At 70.8% G+C, this 15,743-nt stretch carries 17 protein-coding genes; 9 read left to right on the top strand and 8 right to left on the bottom strand.

Annotated features, from left to right (window positions below; all coding sequences use genetic code 11):
- Nucleotides 1-310: hypothetical protein (locus ASG00_RS15445; RefSeq protein WP_235559515.1), on the bottom strand; the 310-nt coding region annotated here is incomplete at its 3' end.
- 183 nt (nt 311-493) lie between these two features.
- Between ASG00_RS15445 and ASG00_RS11280 the strand changes: the two genes are divergently transcribed.
- The 3 genes from ASG00_RS11280 (at nt 494) to ASG00_RS11270 (ending at nt 3,381) form a co-directional block, all read left to right on the top strand.
- A complete protein-coding gene (locus ASG00_RS11280) occupies nt 494-1,336 on the top strand; it encodes an ABC transporter ATP-binding protein (protein WP_045247509.1) in 843 nt (280 codons plus the stop codon).
- Nucleotides 1,333-2,202, top strand: coding sequence for an ABC transporter permease (locus tag ASG00_RS11275; RefSeq protein ID WP_045247510.1), 870 nt, complete (start codon nt 1,333-1,335; stop codon nt 2,200-2,202). The genes ASG00_RS11280 and ASG00_RS11275 overlap by 4 nt, the downstream gene beginning before the upstream one ends.
- A gap of 93 nt (nt 2,203-2,295) precedes the next feature.
- Nucleotides 2,296-3,381 carry an ABC transporter substrate-binding protein gene (locus tag ASG00_RS11270; protein ID WP_056209647.1) on the top strand — a complete coding sequence of 362 codons (1,086 nt, stop codon included), beginning with the start codon at nt 2,296-2,298 and terminating at the stop codon, nt 3,379-3,381.
- 59 nt (nt 3,382-3,440) lie between these two features.
- Here the strand turns inward: ASG00_RS11270 and ASG00_RS11265 are convergent, their stop codons facing one another.
- The 3 genes from ASG00_RS11265 to ASG00_RS11255 are packed head-to-tail and all read right to left on the bottom strand — an operon-like array spanning nt 3,441 to nt 5,345.
- A complete protein-coding gene (locus tag ASG00_RS11265) occupies nt 3,441-4,037 on the bottom strand; it encodes a cobalt ABC transporter permease (RefSeq protein ID WP_056209644.1) in 597 nt (198 codons plus the stop codon).
- Nucleotides 4,031-4,726: an energy-coupling factor ABC transporter ATP-binding protein gene (locus ASG00_RS11260; RefSeq protein ID WP_056209641.1), complete on the bottom strand. Its 696-nt coding sequence runs from the start codon at nt 4,724-4,726 to the stop codon at nt 4,031-4,033. The genes ASG00_RS11265 and ASG00_RS11260 overlap by 7 nt, the downstream gene beginning before the upstream one ends.
- A 7-nt stretch (nt 4,727-4,733) precedes the next feature.
- Entirely contained in the window at nt 4,734-5,345 is a 612-nt protein-coding gene (locus ASG00_RS11255; RefSeq protein ID WP_045247514.1) for a biotin transporter BioY, read from the bottom strand.
- Nucleotides 5,346-5,410: 65 nt separating this feature from the next.
- On the opposite strand from ASG00_RS11255, the gene ASG00_RS14580 reads away from it, so the two are divergent.
- The gene (locus tag ASG00_RS14580; RefSeq protein WP_268768791.1) at nt 5,411-6,070 is read left to right on the top strand and encodes a TetR family transcriptional regulator; all 660 of its coding nucleotides are present in this window, start codon (nt 5,411-5,413) and stop codon (nt 6,068-6,070) included.
- A 1-nt stretch (nt 6,071) separates the two neighbouring features.
- On the opposite strand, the gene ASG00_RS11245 is transcribed toward ASG00_RS14580, so the two are convergent.
- On the bottom strand, nt 6,072-7,772 hold the full coding sequence (locus tag ASG00_RS11245) for an AMP-binding protein (RefSeq protein WP_056209638.1): 1,701 nt from the start codon (nt 7,770-7,772) through the stop codon (nt 6,072-6,074).
- A gap of 163 nt (nt 7,773-7,935) precedes the next feature.
- Here ASG00_RS11245 and ASG00_RS11240 point away from each other — a divergent pair, with 163 nt between their 5' ends.
- On the top strand, nt 7,936-9,051 hold the full coding sequence (locus tag ASG00_RS11240; RefSeq protein ID WP_056209635.1) for a polysaccharide deacetylase family protein: 1,116 nt from the start codon (nt 7,936-7,938) through the stop codon (nt 9,049-9,051).
- Between the two features lie 14 nt (nt 9,052-9,065).
- On the opposite strand, the gene ASG00_RS18715 is transcribed toward ASG00_RS11240, so the two are convergent.
- Together ASG00_RS18715 and ASG00_RS11235 are read right to left on the bottom strand one after the other, a co-directional pair.
- Complete coding sequence (locus ASG00_RS18715) at nt 9,066-9,200, bottom strand: hypothetical protein (RefSeq protein ID WP_268768792.1); 135 nt, start codon at nt 9,198-9,200, stop codon at nt 9,066-9,068.
- A 57-nt stretch (nt 9,201-9,257) separates the two neighbouring features.
- A complete protein-coding gene (locus ASG00_RS11235) occupies nt 9,258-10,223 on the bottom strand; it encodes a glycosyltransferase (RefSeq protein WP_235557473.1) in 966 nt (321 codons plus the stop codon).
- Between the two features lie 163 nt (nt 10,224-10,386).
- Here ASG00_RS11235 and ASG00_RS11230 point away from each other — a divergent pair, with 163 nt between their 5' ends.
- The 3 genes from ASG00_RS11230 (at nt 10,387) to ASG00_RS11220 (ending at nt 14,100) form a co-directional block, all read left to right on the top strand.
- Nucleotides 10,387-10,647, top strand: coding sequence for a glutaredoxin domain-containing protein (locus ASG00_RS11230; RefSeq protein ID WP_056209632.1), 261 nt, complete (start codon nt 10,387-10,389; stop codon nt 10,645-10,647).
- A gap of 109 nt (nt 10,648-10,756) precedes the next feature.
- Nucleotides 10,757-12,490: an aldehyde dehydrogenase family protein gene (locus ASG00_RS11225; RefSeq protein WP_056209630.1), complete on the top strand. Its 1,734-nt coding sequence runs from the start codon at nt 10,757-10,759 to the stop codon at nt 12,488-12,490.
- A complete protein-coding gene (locus ASG00_RS11220; RefSeq protein ID WP_056209627.1) occupies nt 12,487-14,100 on the top strand; it encodes a GMC family oxidoreductase in 1,614 nt (537 codons plus the stop codon). Before ASG00_RS11225 ends, ASG00_RS11220 begins: the two co-directional genes overlap by 4 nt.
- A gap of 2 nt (nt 14,101-14,102) precedes the next feature.
- Here ASG00_RS11220 and pip read toward each other — a convergent pair whose 3' ends face one another.
- Nucleotides 14,103-15,080 (bottom strand): prolyl aminopeptidase, encoded by a 978-nt coding sequence (gene pip, locus ASG00_RS11215; RefSeq protein ID WP_056209860.1) that lies wholly within the window; start codon nt 15,078-15,080, stop codon nt 14,103-14,105.
- Between the two features lie 90 nt (nt 15,081-15,170).
- Here pip and ASG00_RS18225 point away from each other — a divergent pair.
- A partial coding sequence (locus ASG00_RS18225) for a cation:proton antiporter domain-containing protein (protein WP_235559514.1) occupies nt 15,171-15,743 on the top strand: 573 nt, incomplete at its 3' end.

Genomic DNA, 15,743 nt, shown 5'->3' with positions numbered 1-15,743 from the left:
GGGAGTGTCGGATTCCCTGCATGTCGATCAGCACCACGTACGACGCGCCCGTCGAGGACATCGTCGCTGTCGCGTACTCCTGCAGCTGGCCGGCGCACGCCGCAGCCGCCCCGGGCACCATGCACTGCTGCACCATCGGCACGCTCGCGACCGTCTGCGCGATCGCGGCCGCCCGCGCCTCGAAATCGCGATCGAGGTTGGCGCGCACCGTCTGCGTGAGCAGCAAGAACCCGAACGCCATCGAGGCGGTGAGGATCACCACCTGGGCCAACAGGATCTGGCTCGAGATCTTCCGCATGCGCCGTCGCACCCAGTGATTGTGAGTCCTCGACGCACCGATGGCAAGGCGCACCGGTGCGCGAAACGCGCAGAAGCCGCGCAACGGGCACAAGGAGACGAACCCGCAGAACCGCGACGACGCGGCGTCCGCTCTCGCACGATGGGTCCACTCCTCCCCGGAGGTTCCCGCTCACCAAGACAGAGAGGTCTTGCCATGGACGACACCCCCTCGCGCGGCCCCGGCCATCGCGACGACGGCGCGCGCATCGACATCGTCGGACTCACCAAGCGCTTCCTCACCCCGAAGGGCGAGGCGTTCACCGCGATCCGCGACGTGTCGCTCACCGTCGAACCCGGCCAGTTCTGCGCCATCGTCGGACCGACAGGATGCGGCAAGTCGACGACCCTCGGACAGGTGTCCGGTCTCGACAAACCGAGCGCCGGGCACGTGTCGGTCGGCGGCACGCGGGTCGACGGCATCACCGACGGCGTCAGCTTCATGTTCCAGGCCGACTCGCTCTTCCCCTGGAAGACCGTGCTCGACAACGTGAAGATCGGGCCCGTGCTCAAGGGCATGCCGCGGGCACAGGCGACGGTGCTCGCGCGCGACTGGATCCGACGTGTCGGCCTCGCCGGCTTCGAGGACCGCTACCCGCACCAGCTCTCCGGCGGCATGCGCAAGCGCGTCGCGATGGCGGCCGCCCTGATCAACAACCCGCGCATCCTCCTGATGGACGAGCCGTTCGGCGCCCTCGACGTGCAGACCAAGGCGATCATGCAGACCGAGCTGCTGGCGCTGTGGGAGGAGTACCGGCCCTCGGTGCTGTTCATCACACACGACCTCGATGAGGCCGTCGCCCTGGCGGACCGCGTGGTGATCATGACCACGAGTCCCGGCACCGTCAAGGACGTGTTCGACATCGACCTGCCCCGACCCCGCGGCGACGTACAGGAGATCCGCCACGAGGCGCGGTTCCTCGAGCTGCAGGGCCAGATCTGGCAGTCGCTGCGCGACGAGGTCACTCGCGCGTACGCACGGACGGCGGATGCGGCATGACCGCCGTGAGCCTGCCGGGCGCCGCCGCCGCATCCGAGACGAGCATCCAGTCCGCCGCGCGCGCCAGCCGGCGCCGCCGCATCGCCTGGGTGTGGATCGGACGCATCCTGCTCGCCGTCGTGGTCATCGGCGGCTGGCAGCTGTTCACCGAGCTCGGCTGGGTCGATCCGTTCTTCTTCGGCCAGCCGAGCGGCATCTGGGACAGCCTGGTGCGGCTGTTCACCGTCGGAACGGCGTTCGGCTCGATCTGGGAGAACCTCTGGGTCACGGTGCAGGAAGCCCTCTACGGCTTCGCGCTGGGCACCGTCGTGGGCGTCATCCTCGGCATCCTGCTGGGGACGAACCGCTACCTGTCGGCGGTGTTCGGCCCGTACATCAAGGTGCTCAACTCGATCCCCCGCATCGTGCTCGGCTCGATCTTCATCGTCGCGTTCGGCCTCGGGATCTTCCCGAAGGTGCTGCTGGCGGCGGTGCTCGTCTTCTTCGCGGTGTTCTTCAATGCGTTCCAGGGCGTGCGCGAGGTCGACCAGAACCTCGTCTCCAACGTGCGCGTGCTCGGGGCGACCCCGCTGCAGGTCGCGCGGCACGTCACCATCCCGTCGGCGATGACCTGGATCATCGCGAGCCTGCACACCGCGTTCGGGTTCGCCATCATCGGCGCCCTCGTCGCGGAGGTGCTCGGGGCGCAGAAGGGCATCGGCCTGATCATCAGCCAGGCCCAGGGCAACTTCGACCCGAACACCGTGTTCGCCTGCATGGCGATCATCGCCGTGTTCACCCTCGTCGCCGAGTACCTCATCACGCTGCTCGAGCATGCGGTGCTCAAGTGGCGTCCCCCTGTGCGGTCCGAGGCGCAGAGCATCTGACCGCGGCATCCGCCCCCTGATCGTCGACCCCGTCGACACCCTGCGGCGTGCTCCCGGGCCCGCCCTGCATCACATCCACAGAAAGGCATTTCAATGAAGAAACGCGCACTCCTCGCCATGGCCGCCGTCGGCCTCGCGACCCTCTCGCTCGCCGGCTGCGCCGGCAGCGGATCAACCACCGCGAGCGCCGGATCGACCGACCTCCCGACCGTGACGATCATGGTCGGCGGCATCGACAAGCAGATCTACCTCCCCTACCAGCTCGCCCAGAGCCTCGGCTTCTACCAGAAGTACGGCGTCAACGTGCAGCTGTCGACCGAGCAGAACGGCGGTGTCGGCGCCGAGGACGCCATGGCCTCCGGCCAGGTCGACTTCGCCGGCGCGTGGTACATCCACACCGTCGACTTCCAGTCGAAGGGCAAGAACGTCATCAACGTGGTGCAGCTGTCGGGCGCCCCCGGTGAGCGTGAGATGTGCAGTTCGAAGAGCGGCGTCACCTCCGCGGCCGACTTCAAGGGCAAGACCCTCGGCGTCACCGACCTCGGGTCGGGCACCGACGAGCTCACCCAGTTCATCGCCGCCCAGGCCGGCGTCGCCCACAACGACTACACGACCCTCGCGGTCGGCGCAGGCTCCACGGCCATCGCGGCGATCCAGCGAGGCTCGGCGGACTGCGTGATGACGACCCAGCCGACCGTCGGCGCACTCGAGTCGAAGAACCTCGCCTCGACCGCGATCGACCTCGCGACGACGGCCGGCGCCCAGAAGGCGCTCGGCGGTGCGTGGCCGGCGGCGGGCCTGCTCGGCCGCGCCGATTGGGTCGCCGCCCACCAGGACGAGACGCAGAAGGTCGTCGACGCGCTCGTCGCGACGATGCACTGGATCGACACCCACACCGCGACGGACATCGCCAACGCGCTGCCTGCCGACTTCGTGCAGAACAGCACCATCACGAAGGACCAGTACATCGCCGGCCTCACGACCGACAAGGGGCAATTCCTTCCCGACGGGATCATGCCCGCGGGTGGCCCGAAGACGATCTTCGCGATGGAGAAGCTGATCGGCGTCGACACGTCGAAGGTCACGATCTCCGACACGTTCACCAACAGCTACGCCGAAGCGGCGAACAAGCTCGAGGGAACCGCGGTGACCACGACGCCGGCGGGAGCCGACGGCTGAGCACGGTCAGGACGGCGGGGGTCCCGGTCTCGGGGCCCCCGCCGTCGTGAGGTCACCGGTCAGCCGACCCCGCGGGCCGCGAGCGCCTCGCCGAGCCGGTCGGCGTGCTGCAGCGCGAGCACCACGTACGGCACGGTGAAGGCGCGGGGCGTCGCCCGAGCACCGCGGGCGCGCAGCGTCTCGCGCACCTCGCCGGCGAGGGAGGCCAGCACGGGGATGGTCGCGAAGGTGACGACGAGCAGCAGCGCCGTCCGCTCGGGATCGATCCGCACGAACCGCAGTGGCGCGAGCCCCACCTCGAGCGCGCCGAGCAGCGCCGTCACGCGGGTCGTGAGTGCGAGTACGGATGCCGCCGCCACCGCCGCGAGCACGCGCACGGTGTTGATGACCGCGGGCTCGATGCCGAGGAAGATGACCTGTCCGATCAGGCTCACGACCGCGAGCCACCGCAGCGCCCAGAGCTGGCGTCCGAGCTGCGGCATCCCGAGTCCGCCGAGGAGGAACAGGGCGACCGGCGCCAGCACCGCGGGCGCGAGCGCCCACCACGCCGTCGGAAGCAGCGAGATCGCCAGCACCACCACGAGCACCAGCACGATCTTGACGCCCGGCCGGGCGCGGTGCAGCAGGCCGTCACCGTCGACGTAGAGGCTCAGCACGGGGCATCCGCCACGATCGCGTCGTACCGGGCGATGACCTCGGCGGGAGGCCCGACCTCGATCAGGCGCCCTCCGTCAAAGAGCACGGCCGTCTCGCAGCGCGCGGCGAGCGCGAGGTCGTGCGTGACGAGCAGCAGCCGATGCCCGGCCGCCTCGAACAGGTGGTCGGCGACGCGACGCGCGTTGCGGGCGTCGAGCATTCCCGTCGGCTCGTCGGCGATCACGAGGTCGGGCCGCCGCACGAACGCGCCGCACACGGCGAGCAGCTGCTTCTGACCGCTCGAGAGCTCGTGCGCCGCGCGGTCGGCGAGCGGCGCCAGCCCGAACCGGTCGAGTGCCGCATCGACCCGTTCCGCAGCCTCGGCGCGCGGGAGACGCAGCGAACGCAGCGAGAACTCGACGTCCTCGCGCACGGTGGGCATGACGATCTGCGCGTCCGGGTTCGAGAACACGAACGCCACCCGGCGCCGAAGCTCGGCGGCGTCGCGCCGGGGATCGAGTCCGAGCACGCCGAGTGAGCCGGATGTCGCGGCCCCGAGGCCTCCCACGAGCCGGGCGAACGTCGACTTGCCCGAGCCGTTCGCCCCGATGACGGCGACCGTGCGGGCGTCGAGGTGCAGCGAGACATCCACCAGCACCTCGACGGCGCCCGCGACGACGCCGACGTTCTCGAGTCGGATGCCGGTCATGCTCCGATCATGCCTGGCCGTCGGCGATCACGGGCACCGCCGTGGTCGCAGGCGCCGGGCGCGGCGCGAGCCGGAAGGCGCGCGGGTACGCACGCCAGAGGGTGAGCACCACGACCGTCGCGATGGCGACCTTGATGAGGTCACCGGGGATGAACGCGATCGATGAGATGGCCGCGGCATCCAGCGGAATGCGCACGATCAGGGCGACGAACGGGACGCCCACCGCGTAGATCGCGACGATGCCGCCGAGCAGCAGTCCCGCGATCGTGGTGGTCCAGTGGATGCGGCCACCGATGCGCACGACGAGTCCGATGACGATCGCCCCGAGGATCCAGCCGAGCATGTAGCCGACGGTCGGGCCCACGAAGACGGCGAAGCCGCCGCGGCCACCGGCGAGGAGCGGGAGGCCCACGGCGACGAGCGCGAGCAGCACGGTCACCGAGAGCGCGCCGAGCCACGGCCCGAGGATCGCGCCCGCGAGCATGACGCCGAGCGTCTGCGGGGTGATCGGCACGGGACCGATGTTGATGCTGCCCGGCAGGCCGAGCACGGCGATGAGGGCGGCGAAGACGGCGACGCGGGCGAGGTCTGTCGCGTCGATGCGACGGGTGGCGGCCATGGGGATCCTTCGGGACGGGTTACCTGAACACTGTTCACCTGAACGGCGTTCAGTATAGTGACATCGTGCCCGCCGACTCCGCCCCGAGACGTCACACCCGTGACGGCGTCGCCCTGGCCGCCCTCGCGATCCTCGACGAGTGGGGCCTCGCCGACCTCACCATGCGCCGGCTCGCCACCTCCCTCGACGTGCAGCCGAGCGCCCTCTACTGGCACTTCCCCAACAAGCAGAGCCTGCTCGCCGACCTCGCCGACCGCATCGTCGCGCGCGTGCGACCGGTCGCGGTGACGGATGCCGCGTGGCCCGAGCCCGTGCGCGCCGAAGCCGCCGCGCTCCGCGACGCCCTGCTCGCCTACCGCGACGGCGCGGAGCTCGTCGCCTCGACCCTCGCGCTCGGGCTCGGGGGCGAGGCATCCGTCACCCGGCTCGCCGACGCGATCGCCGGCGGCGGGTTCGACGCCGCGACCTCCCGGCGCGCCGCGGTCGCCCTGCTGCACTTCGTGCTCGGGCAGGTCGGATACGAGCAGCAGCGCCTGCAGTTCGACAGTCTCGGGGTCGTGCCCGCCGGCAGCGCCCTCGACGACACCCCGCCGCACGAGGCGTTCGCATTCGGGGTCGACCTGTTCGTCACGGGCCTCGGCGCGCCCCACCTCGGCACGCGCAACGCCCCGCCCGCGCCGACCGGGCGCGGAATGGATGCCGCGGGCCGCCGGCCGCGCGCCTGACTTAGTCCTTCAGACCCGGGAAGTCCTGCTCGCGGAACTCCGTCGTGATGCGCGTTCCCTCGTGCTCCTGCTCGCGCTCGCGCAGCTCGACGCGGCGGATCTTGCCGGAGATCGTCTTCGGCATCTCGAAGAACTCCACCCGGCGCACGCGCATGAACGGCGGCATGTGCGTGCGCGCGTGCGCGAGGATGCTCCGCGCCGTCTCAGCGTCGGGCTCGGCGCCCTTCGCGAGGGCCACGTAGGCCTTCACGACGTTGAGACGAAGCGCGTCGGGCGCGCCCACGACACCGGCCTCGGCGACCGCCGGGTGCTCGAGCAGGATGCTCTCCACCTCGAACGGCGACACCTTGAAGTCGCTCGCCTTGAACACGTCGTCGGTGCGGCCGACGAAGGTCAGGAACCCGTCGGCGTCCCGGGTCGCGACATCGCTCGTGTGGTAGTAGCCGTCGTGCTCGACCTTCGCCGTGCGGTCGGGCTCGCCGACGTAGCCGGTCATGAGGTTCAGCGGCCGGCGGGGCTCGAGCGGCAGGCAGATCTCGCCCTCGTCGGCGACCTCGCCCGTGATCGGGTCGACCAGCACGATGTCGACGCCCGGCAGCGGATGCCCCATCGAGCCGGGCTTGAGCGGCACGCCCGGGGTGTTGCCGATCACCGCGGTCAGCTCGGTCTGACCGTAGCCGTCGCGGATCTGGATGCCCCACCACCGCTCGATCGTCTGGATGACCTCGGGGTTGAGCGGCTCGCCCGCCGACAGCAGCTCGCGCAGACCCGCGGGACGCTTCTCGAGGTCGGCCTGGATGAGCATGCGCCACACCGTCGGCGGGGCGCAGAAGGTGTTCACCCCGTGCCGGTCGAGCTGGTCGACGAGGGCCGCCGCATCGAACCGCTTGTAGTTGAAGACGAAGATGGATGCCTCGGCGATCCACGGCGCGAAGAACAGGCTCCACGCGTGCTTGCCCCAACCGGGGGCGCTGATGGTCATGTGCACGTCGCCCGGGCGCACGCCGATCCAGTACGTCGTGCTGAGGTGGCCGACCGGGTACGACACGTGGGTGTGCTCGACGATCTTCGGCCGCGAGGTCGTGCCGCTCGTGAAATAGACGATGGCAGGGTCGGTCGAGTCGGTGACGACGCCCGGCGGGGTGGGGGCGGCATCCGTCGACGCGGCGAAATCGAGCCAGCCGTCACGGTGCTCGCCCACGTTCACCCGCACGAGGTCGAGGTCGAACTCGTCGAACTTCGCCGCGTCGACGTGGTCGGCGATGACGACCCGCACGTTCGCGCGCTCGAGGCGCTCAGCAAGATCGGCGGAGCCGAGCACGACCGACGTCGGCAGGATCACGGCGCCGAGCTTCAGGATCGCGAGCATCGCCTCCCACAGCTCCACCCGGTTGTCGAGCATGAGCATGACGGCGTCGCCGCGGCGCACGCCCGCGGCCGTCAGCCAGTTCGCCACCTGGTTCGATCGCACGCGCAACTGCTCGAACGTGCGGGTCGCCTCGGTGCCGTCCTCCTCGACCACGCGCAGGGCGACGCGGTCGTTGCCCTCGGCGATGCCGTCGAACCAGTCGACCGCGAAGTTGAAGTGCTCGCCGACGTCGGGCCAGCGGAACTCGGCGTGGGCGGCGACCGGGTCGGATCCGCGGGCGAGCAGAAAGTCACGGGCGTCGCGGAATGCGGCACCGGCGGGCGAGAGGGTCATGGTTCCCCTTCGGGCTGGAACTCGGATGCCGCGCCGACGCGGCCCTCCCGCGGCGCCGCGGGCGCGGCTCAGTCTAGGCCGCGGCCCTATGCCCACCCGGGAACCCGGCGCGCCCGCGCATAGACTGCGGTAGACGTCTGGGGATGACGTCGCTGGGGGAATCATGGCGTCACTGCCGCTGCGCGTTCGCGCGCACAGACATCGATACGCCGTCGCCGCGCTCGCGGCCGTCACGGCCCTGCTGCTGTCCGGGTGCGTCGCTGAGGGTGACGCGCCCGCGGGCCCGACCGGGAGCGCGGAGGTCCCGACCCCCACGGTCGTGCCGACGCCGCTCACCGCCGCCGAACGGCTGCTCGCCGCACACCCCGACCCGGCGACCTGTGCGCTCACCTTCGCCGGCGACAGTGTCACCGCCGAGCCCGCCCTCGTGACCAGCGGCGCGCTCTACCCGACCCTCCCCGTTCCGGCCGCCGCGGGCCGCGTGTTCGCCGGCTGGTACGCGACGGCGGCCGCGGCATCCGCTCTCGACCGCACCCAGCGCATCAACGGCGCCCAGCTCGCCACGTGCGACAACCGGCAGCGCACGCTGCACGCCGGATGGCTCTCGGATGCCGCGGCCACCGCGTCGCGCACCACGGTGCCGATCCTCATGTACCACCAGTTCACGACGAAGCCCGGCGGCGAGCACAACCCGCTGCGCGGCAACTACACGTACATCGGCGACTTCGAGAAGCAGCTCGCCTATCTCGCCGACGGCGGCTTCTACCTGCCGACCTGGGACGAACTGAGCGCCTTCATCGACGGCACGCTGTGGCTGCCCGAGCGGTCGGTGATCATCACCGACGACGACGCGGACAAGACCTGGTACGAGCTCGCCGTGCCGGTGGTCACGAAGTACCGACTGCTGACGACGTCGTTCGCGATCACACGGTGGACCTCACCGCCCTCGCCGTCGCCCTGGGTGATCCTCCGCTCGCACACGCACGACATGCACGAAGCCGGCGCGAACGGGAAGGGCAAGATGGTGAACCTCACCGAGGCGCAGATCGCGGCGGACATGACCGAGTCGGCGCGGATCCTCGGTGTGGCGGAGGTGATGGCCTACCCGTTCGGGCACTACAACGCGACAGCCGAAGCGGGTCTGCGAGACGCCGGGTTCATCCTGGCCCGCACGACGAAGGCCGGGCGCGTGCGGGTCGGCACGCCGAAACTCGAGCTGCCGTGCGTGCGCATCGACTACGGCATGTCGATGGCGGCGTTCGCGCGGGCGGTCGACTGACACCGACCGGAGGATCAGACCTCGCTGGTCGCGACGGGCTTGGTGTCGAGCTCGTCGATGACGCCGGTGCGCGGCGCGACGGCCGTCGCGGGCGCGGCGGCGACGCGGCGCGGCGCGTAGACCACGAACTTGTGGAATGCGAAGCGCACGAAGAACGCGACGACGAGGGTGATCGCGGTGGCTATGACACTCGAGATGTGCAGCGCCTAGACCATGATCGGCAGGATCGCGATGCGCACCGCGGCCTCGGCGTTGTTGAAGCCGAACGACTTCACGAAGCGCGACCAGATGGCCGACGCCTGCTCCTTCATGTCGTGGAAGACGAACCGCTCCTGCAGCACGAAGTTGCCGATGATCGTCACCTCGGCCGAGATGATCGCGGCGACCATGTAGTTCACGCCGGTGTGCACCAGCATCCACATGATGACGACGTTCGCGACCGCGCCGAGCGCACCGATCACGGCGAACAGCGACATGCGGCCGAACCGCAGCGCGAACAGCTGGGTGAGGAAGCTCAGTCCCTGCGCGAGGGACGCCTTCGACTCGCCGGCGTGACGCGACTGGAACGAGAAGGGGATCTCCGCGACCCGCAGCGACTCGCGCGCCAGGATCTCGAGCAGGATCTTGAAGCCGCGCGGCTTCAGGTCGTTGACGTCGAACGCAGTGCGGTCGACGAGGAAGAAGCCGGTCATCGGGTCGGTGACGTTCTTGAGCTTCTTCGGGAACAGCGCCTTGGTGAGGTTGGTCGAGGCCTGCGACACGAACACGCGGAGGGCGTTCGACAGGCCGCCGTTCTCGCCGTTCTCCGTGTAGCGCGAGGCCACCACGACATCGACGTCGCCGCGGGCGTGGCGGGCGACCAGGTTCACGATGTCCTCGGGCGGATGCTGCAGGTCACCGTCCATCACGATGCAGACGTCGGCGTGCGCGGCCTGAAGGCCCGCCACGACCGCGCCGGAGAGTCCGCCCACCGAGTCCTCGCGGTGCAGCATGCGCACCGGGATCGGGGCGGTCTCGGCGACCTGCTCGATGACGCGCGGAGTGTCGTCGGTGGAATCGTCGACGAAGAGGATCTCGAGGTCGAGAGAAGGGGTCGCGGCAGCGACCCGGCGAACGAGCTCGGCGACGTTGGGAGCCTCGTTGTAGGTCGGGACGACGACAGTCACCTGCATGGCATTCGCCTCCGTGTAGCGAGGAAGTGACGTCGACCAGCGACGCCGACCACCATGCTGGCATGCCGCACCCTATGATTTGCCCGGAATGTGGAGAACCATGGGGGTCGGATAGCCAAATCGTAATCAAGCCGAGACCTATAATCCGCCCTACGCTGGAGTCATGACCATCGACTCCACCACCATCACCATGTACGGCGCGGAGTGGTGCCGCGACTGCCGGCGCACGAAGTCCCAGCTCGATGAGCTCGGCGTCGCGTACGACTACGTCGACCTCGAGGCCGAGCCCGCCGCGGCGGACATCGCGCGCGAGATCTCGGGCCGCACGAACATCCCCGTCGTCGTCTACCCCGACGCGACCTTCCACGTCGAGCCGAGCAACGCCGACGTCGAGGCGAAGCTCACCGAGCTCGCCCTCATCTGAGTGATCGGATGCCGCGGCACCGAGTCGCGGCATCCCTGACACTCGATGCCATGGTGCTCCGGGCGCGACATCCCTATGCTGAGGGCGTCCGCACGCGAAGGAGAGTGCCATGACATCGACCCCCGCGTCACCCCCCAGCGCGATCGATGAGATCGTCCGGACCGAGATCGATCATGCGATCGCGGCCCTGCACGCGGGATCCCGCGTCTGGACCCAGTTCTCGCTCGCGCAGCGCGCGACCCTGCTGAGGCGCGTGCGCGCCGCGGTCGGCGCCGTCGCCCAGGAGTGGGCCGAGACCGCCGCGCGCTCGAAGGGCCTGCACGTCGGGCATCCGCTGGTCGGCGAGGAGTGGCTCTCGGGCCCCTACGCCGTGCTGACCGGGCTCGACGGCTACATCGAGAGCCTCGAGGCACTCGCCGCCGGCCGCAGCCCCATCGAGAAACTGTTCGTCGACGACGGCCCGGGCGGGCGCACCCGCGTGCACACGTTCCCCTCGCACGCCGTCGACCACGTGCTGCTCTCCGGCTTCACCGGCGAGGTCTGGCTCGAACCGTGCGTCACCCCCCAGGACGCCGCCGCCACCGCGGGCCTCGCGCAGCGGCATCCGACCGAGCCCGGCGGCGTGGGACTCGTGCTCGGCGCCGGCAACATCACCTCGATCCCGGTGCTCGACGTGCTCTACGAGCTGCTCGCGTTCTCACGGGTGTCGATCCTCAAGGTGAACCCCACGCAGGACGCCCTCGTGCCGATCTTCGAGCGCGCGCTCGCGGCGCTCATCGAGCCGGGATTCCTGCGCATCGTGCGGGGCGCGGGTGACGTCGGCGCCTACCTCACCGCCCACGAGGGCGTCGACCACGTGCACATCACCGGGTCCGCGGTGACCTTCGACGCGATCGTGTGGGGGCAGGGCGAGGATGCCGCGTCCCGCCGCCGCGCCGACGACCCGCGCCTGGCCCACCCCATCACCGCCGAGCTCGGCGGGGTCTCCCCGATCATCGTCGTTCCCGGCGAATGGTCGGACGCCGACCTGCGCTACCAGGCGGAGCACGTCGTCACGATGCGCCTCCACAACAGCGGCCACAACTGCATCGCGGGGCAGGTGGTGCTGCTCGCGGCATCCTGGCCCCAGAAGGACGCCTTCCTGCAGGCGCTGCGCGAGGCATACGGCCGAGCGCCCGCGCGGCCGGTCTGGTACCCGAACTCGGCGGCGAAGCTGTCGGCCGCCGAGAGCGACTACCCCGACGCGCAGCACTGCGGCGACGAGCGCCTGCTGATCGAGGCCGGCGATGCGGATGCCGCCACCGCCCTCGAGACGACGGAGTACTTCTCCCCCGTGCTCGGCGTCGTCGAGCTGCCCGGCGAGGGGCGGGAGTTCCTGCGGGCGGCGGTCGCCCACGCGAACGACCGGCTCGCGGGCACGCTCGGCGCGAACGTGCTCGTCGACCCGGTCACCGAGTCGACGCTCGGTGCGGCCTTCGACGAGGAGATCGCGGCGCTGCGCTACGGCGGCATCGCGATCAACGCGTGGACGGGCGTGCTCTTCGCCACGCCGGCCCTCTCGTGGGGCGCGTTCCCCGGCCACACCGTCGCCGACGTCGGCAGCGGTCTCGGTGTCGTGCACAACACCTTCCTGCTCGACCGCATCGAGCGCTCGGTGCTGCGGGGGCCGTTCCGCCCCGCGCCGCGATCGCTCGGGCGCAGCCGGTTCACGATCCTGCCGAAGCCGCCCTGGTTCGTGACCTCGCGCACGGGCACGGCCGTGAGCGAGGGCCTCACCCGCTACCGCGCAACCGGCAGCCCGATCACCCTCGTGACGACCCTGACGAAGGCGCTCGGATCATGAGCGCGCGCCTGCCGGAGGCCGCCGACTACATCGTCGTCGGGGCCGGGTCGGCGGGCGCGGCCGTCGCCGCCCGCCTCAGCGAGGATCCGTCGGTCTCGGTGCTGCTGCTCGAGGCGGGCCCGGTGGATCGGCACCTCTACATCCACGTGCCCGCCGCATTCTCGAAGCTGTTCCGCGGACGGTACGACTGGAACTACGACACCGTGCCGCAGCCCGAGCTCGAGGGGCGCACCGTGTTCTGGCCGCGCGGCAAGACGCTCGGCGGCTCGTCGTCGCTGAACGCGATGATGTGGATCCGCGGGTTCGCCGCCGACTACGACGAATGGGCCGAGAGCGCCGGCGACCGCTGGTCGTGGGAGCACCTCGCCCCCTACTTCCGCCGCGTCGAGCGCACCGACCTCGCCCACGACCCGTCGCTCGGCACCATCGGACCGCAGTGGGTCGAGCGTCAGAGCAGCCCGCAGCCCCACACCGCCGCGTTCCTCGACGCCGCACGGGAGCTCGGCTACCCGGTGACCCTCGCGAACGACCCGCACGACCAGGGCTTCTCCGAGACGATGCTCACCACGCACCGCGGGCGACGCGCCTCCACGGCCGACACCTACCTGCGGCCCGCCGCCCGGCGCCGCAACCTGCGGGTGGTCACCGGCGCGCACGCGCGGCGCGTGATCGTGCGGGACGGACGTGCGGTCGGTGTCGAGCTGTCGGTGCGGGGCAGCATCCGTCGTGTCATCGCCCGCCGCGAGGTCGTGCTGTCGGGCGGATCGGTCAACACCCCGCAGCTGCTCATGCTCTCGGGCATCGGGCCCGCCGACCACCTGCGCGACCACGGTATCGACACCGTCGTCGACGCACCCGAGGTCGGCGCCAACCTGCAGGACCACCTCGTCGCCGGCCTCGCGCCAGAGGCGACCGGACGCACTCTGTTCCACGGCGAGGAGCTCGCCCCGACTCTGCAGTGGCTCACCCGCCACCGCGGCATGCTGACCTCCAACGTCGCCGAGGGCTACGGCTTCGTGCGCACCGGCGTCGCCGACCGCACGCAGGCGCCCGCGGGCCTCCCCGACATCGAGATCATCTTCGCCGCCGCGCCCTACGTCGGGGAGGGCCTCGTTCCACTCCCGGGCGACGGCATCACGGTCGGCGCGATCCTGCTGCGACCCCGCAGTCGCGGCACGGTGACCCTCGCCTCCGCCGACCCGCTCGCCAAAGCCGTCATCGACCCGCGCTACCTCAGCGACCCCGACGGCCTCGACGCCGACACCCTCTCGGCGGGCCTGCGCGTCTGCGATGCGCTCGTCGGCACCCAGGCGCTCGGCGCCGTGACCACCGGGCGCTGGATCCAGCCCGAGAACGGCGAGAACCTCACCGTCGAGCAGCGGGTGGCCGGCTCCCTGCGCGCGTACTCCCACACGCTGTACCACCCGGTGGGCACTGCGCGCATGGGCGCGGATGCGGCATCCGTCGTGGATCCCGAGCTGCGCGTGCGCGGCGTCGACGGCCTGCGAGTCGCGGATGCCTCGGTGATGCCCGTCATCATCCGCGGCCACACCAACGCCCCGACGATCGTGATCGGCGAGGTCGCCGCCGACCTCATCGCCGGGCGCTGAGCTCAGTCCGCCGCGAAGGCGTCGGTCGCCTCGCGCAGCGCCCGGGCGATGCCCGGCTCGCTCGCGGCATGTCCCGCGTCGTCCACGACGATGAAGCGCGCCTCGGGCAGCGCCTGCGACAGGTCCCACGCGGTCATCAACGGCGTGCAGACGTCGTAGCGGCCCTGCACGATGACGGTCGGGATGTCGCGCAGCCGCCCGGCGTCCTCGATGAGCTGCCCCTCGCGGAACCAGCCCTCGTGCACGAAGTAGTGGTTCTCGATGCGCGCGAACGCGACGGCGTGCTCCTGCCGGGACATCCCGGTCACCGTGTCGGCGTCGGGCCGGAGGGTGATCGTCGAGGCCTCCCACGTCGTCCACGCCAGCGCTGCCGGCACGTGCACCGCCGGATCGGGGTCGAACAGCCGCCGGTGGTACGCCTCGATCAGCCGGGACCGCTCGAGCACCGGGATCGGCGCGAGGAACCCTTGCCAGAGGTCGGGGAAGAGCGCGCTCGCCCCGCCCTCGTAGAACCACTCCAGCTCGTGGCGGCGGAGGGTGAAGATCCCGCGCAGCACGAGCTCGCTGACAGCCTCCGGATGCGCCTCGGCGTACGCCAGGGCGAGCGCGCTGCCCCACGAGCCGCCGAAGACCTGCCACCGGTCGATGCCGAGGTTGCGGCGCAGCAGCTCGATGTCGGCCACCAGGTGCCACGTCGTGTTGTAGGCGAGGTCGGCACCCGGCTCGCTCGCGTGCGGGGTGCTGCGGCCGCATCCGCGCTGGTCGAGCAGCACGATGCGGTAGCGCTCGGGGTCGAAGAAGCGGCGGTGCCAGGCGGACGTGCCGCCGCCGGGGCCGCCGTGAAGGAAGACGACCGGTTTGCCCCCGGGATTGCCGCTCTGCTCCCAGAAGACCCGGTTGCCGTCGCCCACGAGCAGCATGCCGGTCTCGTACGGCTCGATCGGCGGATAGAGCACGTCGTCGAGTTGGCTGACCGTCATCCCCTCACGGTACTCGCGGGTCTGCCGCAGGCCGAGGAGGCCGCCCGACACGCCTCCACGGTGGGCCGGGCGGAGCGATAGGGTCCGGGTGTGGAAGGACTGTGGTTCGTCGTCGCTGGAGTCATCGTCGTCGCGGTCGTGACTGCGTTCGGCCGCCGTCACAACGTCGCCGGGCCCATCATCCTCGTCGCGATCGGACTGCTCTGCTCACTGCTGCCGTTCATCCCCGACCTGCCACGGGTCGACCCCGAATGGATCCTCGTCGGCGTGCTTCCGCCCCTGCTCTACTCCTCGGCGGTGGCCCTGCCGGCGATCGAGTTCCGCCGCGACATCCGCCCCATCGCGGGACTGTCGGTGCTGCTCGTCGTGCTCAGCTCCGTCGCCCTCGGGGTCGTGTTCACCTGGGTGATCCCGGGGCTCAGCCTGCCGCTGGGCATCGCGCTCGGCGCGATCCTCAGTCCTACCGACGCCGTCGCCACCTCGGTCGTCAAGCGGCTCGGCATCGCCCCCCGCGTGACCACGATCCTCGCGGGCGAGAGCCTGCTCAACGACGCCACCGCGCTCGTGATCCTGCGCACGGCGATCGCGGCGATCGCGGGCGGCTTCTCCCTCGGCGAGGCGATGATCTCCTTCGTGTGGGCGGTGCTCGGCGCCGTCATCGTG

Origin of the sequence: Microbacterium sp. Leaf351 (assembly GCF_001423825.1) — a bacterium.
GTDB lineage: Bacteria > Actinomycetota > Actinomycetes > Actinomycetales > Microbacteriaceae > Microbacterium > Microbacterium ginsengisoli.
Note: the sequence above shows the minus strand (reverse complement) of the source record. Positions and strands in the feature narration are given on the sequence as shown.

Bases quoted from the DNA above. Each gene is read 5' to 3' on its own strand.
- ASG00_RS11280 (WP_045247509.1), top strand. From the start codon at position 494: ATGGACGACACCCCCTCGCGCGGCCCCGGCCATCGCGACGACGGCGCG.
- ASG00_RS11275 (WP_045247510.1), top strand. From the start codon at position 1,333: ATGACCGCCGTGAGCCTGCCGGGCGCCGCCGCCGCATCCGAGACGAGC.
- ASG00_RS11270 (WP_056209647.1), top strand. From the start codon at position 2,296: ATGAAGAAACGCGCACTCCTCGCCATGGCCGCCGTCGGCCTCGCGACC.
- ASG00_RS11260 (WP_056209641.1), bottom strand. From the start codon at position 4,726: ATGACCGGCATCCGACTCGAGAACGTCGGCGTCGTCGCGGGCGCCGTC.
- ASG00_RS11255 (WP_045247514.1), bottom strand. From the start codon at position 5,345: ATGGCCGCCACCCGTCGCATCGACGCGACAGACCTCGCCCGCGTCGCC.
- ASG00_RS11245 (WP_056209638.1), bottom strand. From the start codon at position 7,772: ATGACCCTCTCGCCCGCCGGTGCCGCATTCCGCGACGCCCGTGACTTT.
- ASG00_RS11240 (WP_056209635.1), top strand. From the start codon at position 7,936: ATGGCGTCACTGCCGCTGCGCGTTCGCGCGCACAGACATCGATACGCC.
- ASG00_RS11235 (WP_235557473.1), bottom strand. From the start codon at position 10,223: ATGCAGGTGACTGTCGTCGTCCCGACCTACAACGAGGCTCCCAACGTC.
- ASG00_RS11230 (WP_056209632.1), top strand. From the start codon at position 10,387: ATGACCATCGACTCCACCACCATCACCATGTACGGCGCGGAGTGGTGC.
- ASG00_RS11225 (WP_056209630.1), top strand. From the start codon at position 10,757: ATGACATCGACCCCCGCGTCACCCCCCAGCGCGATCGATGAGATCGTC.
- ASG00_RS11220 (WP_056209627.1), top strand. From the start codon at position 12,487: ATGAGCGCGCGCCTGCCGGAGGCCGCCGACTACATCGTCGTCGGGGCC.
- pip (WP_056209860.1), bottom strand. From the start codon at position 15,080: ATGACGGTCAGCCAACTCGACGACGTGCTCTATCCGCCGATCGAGCCG.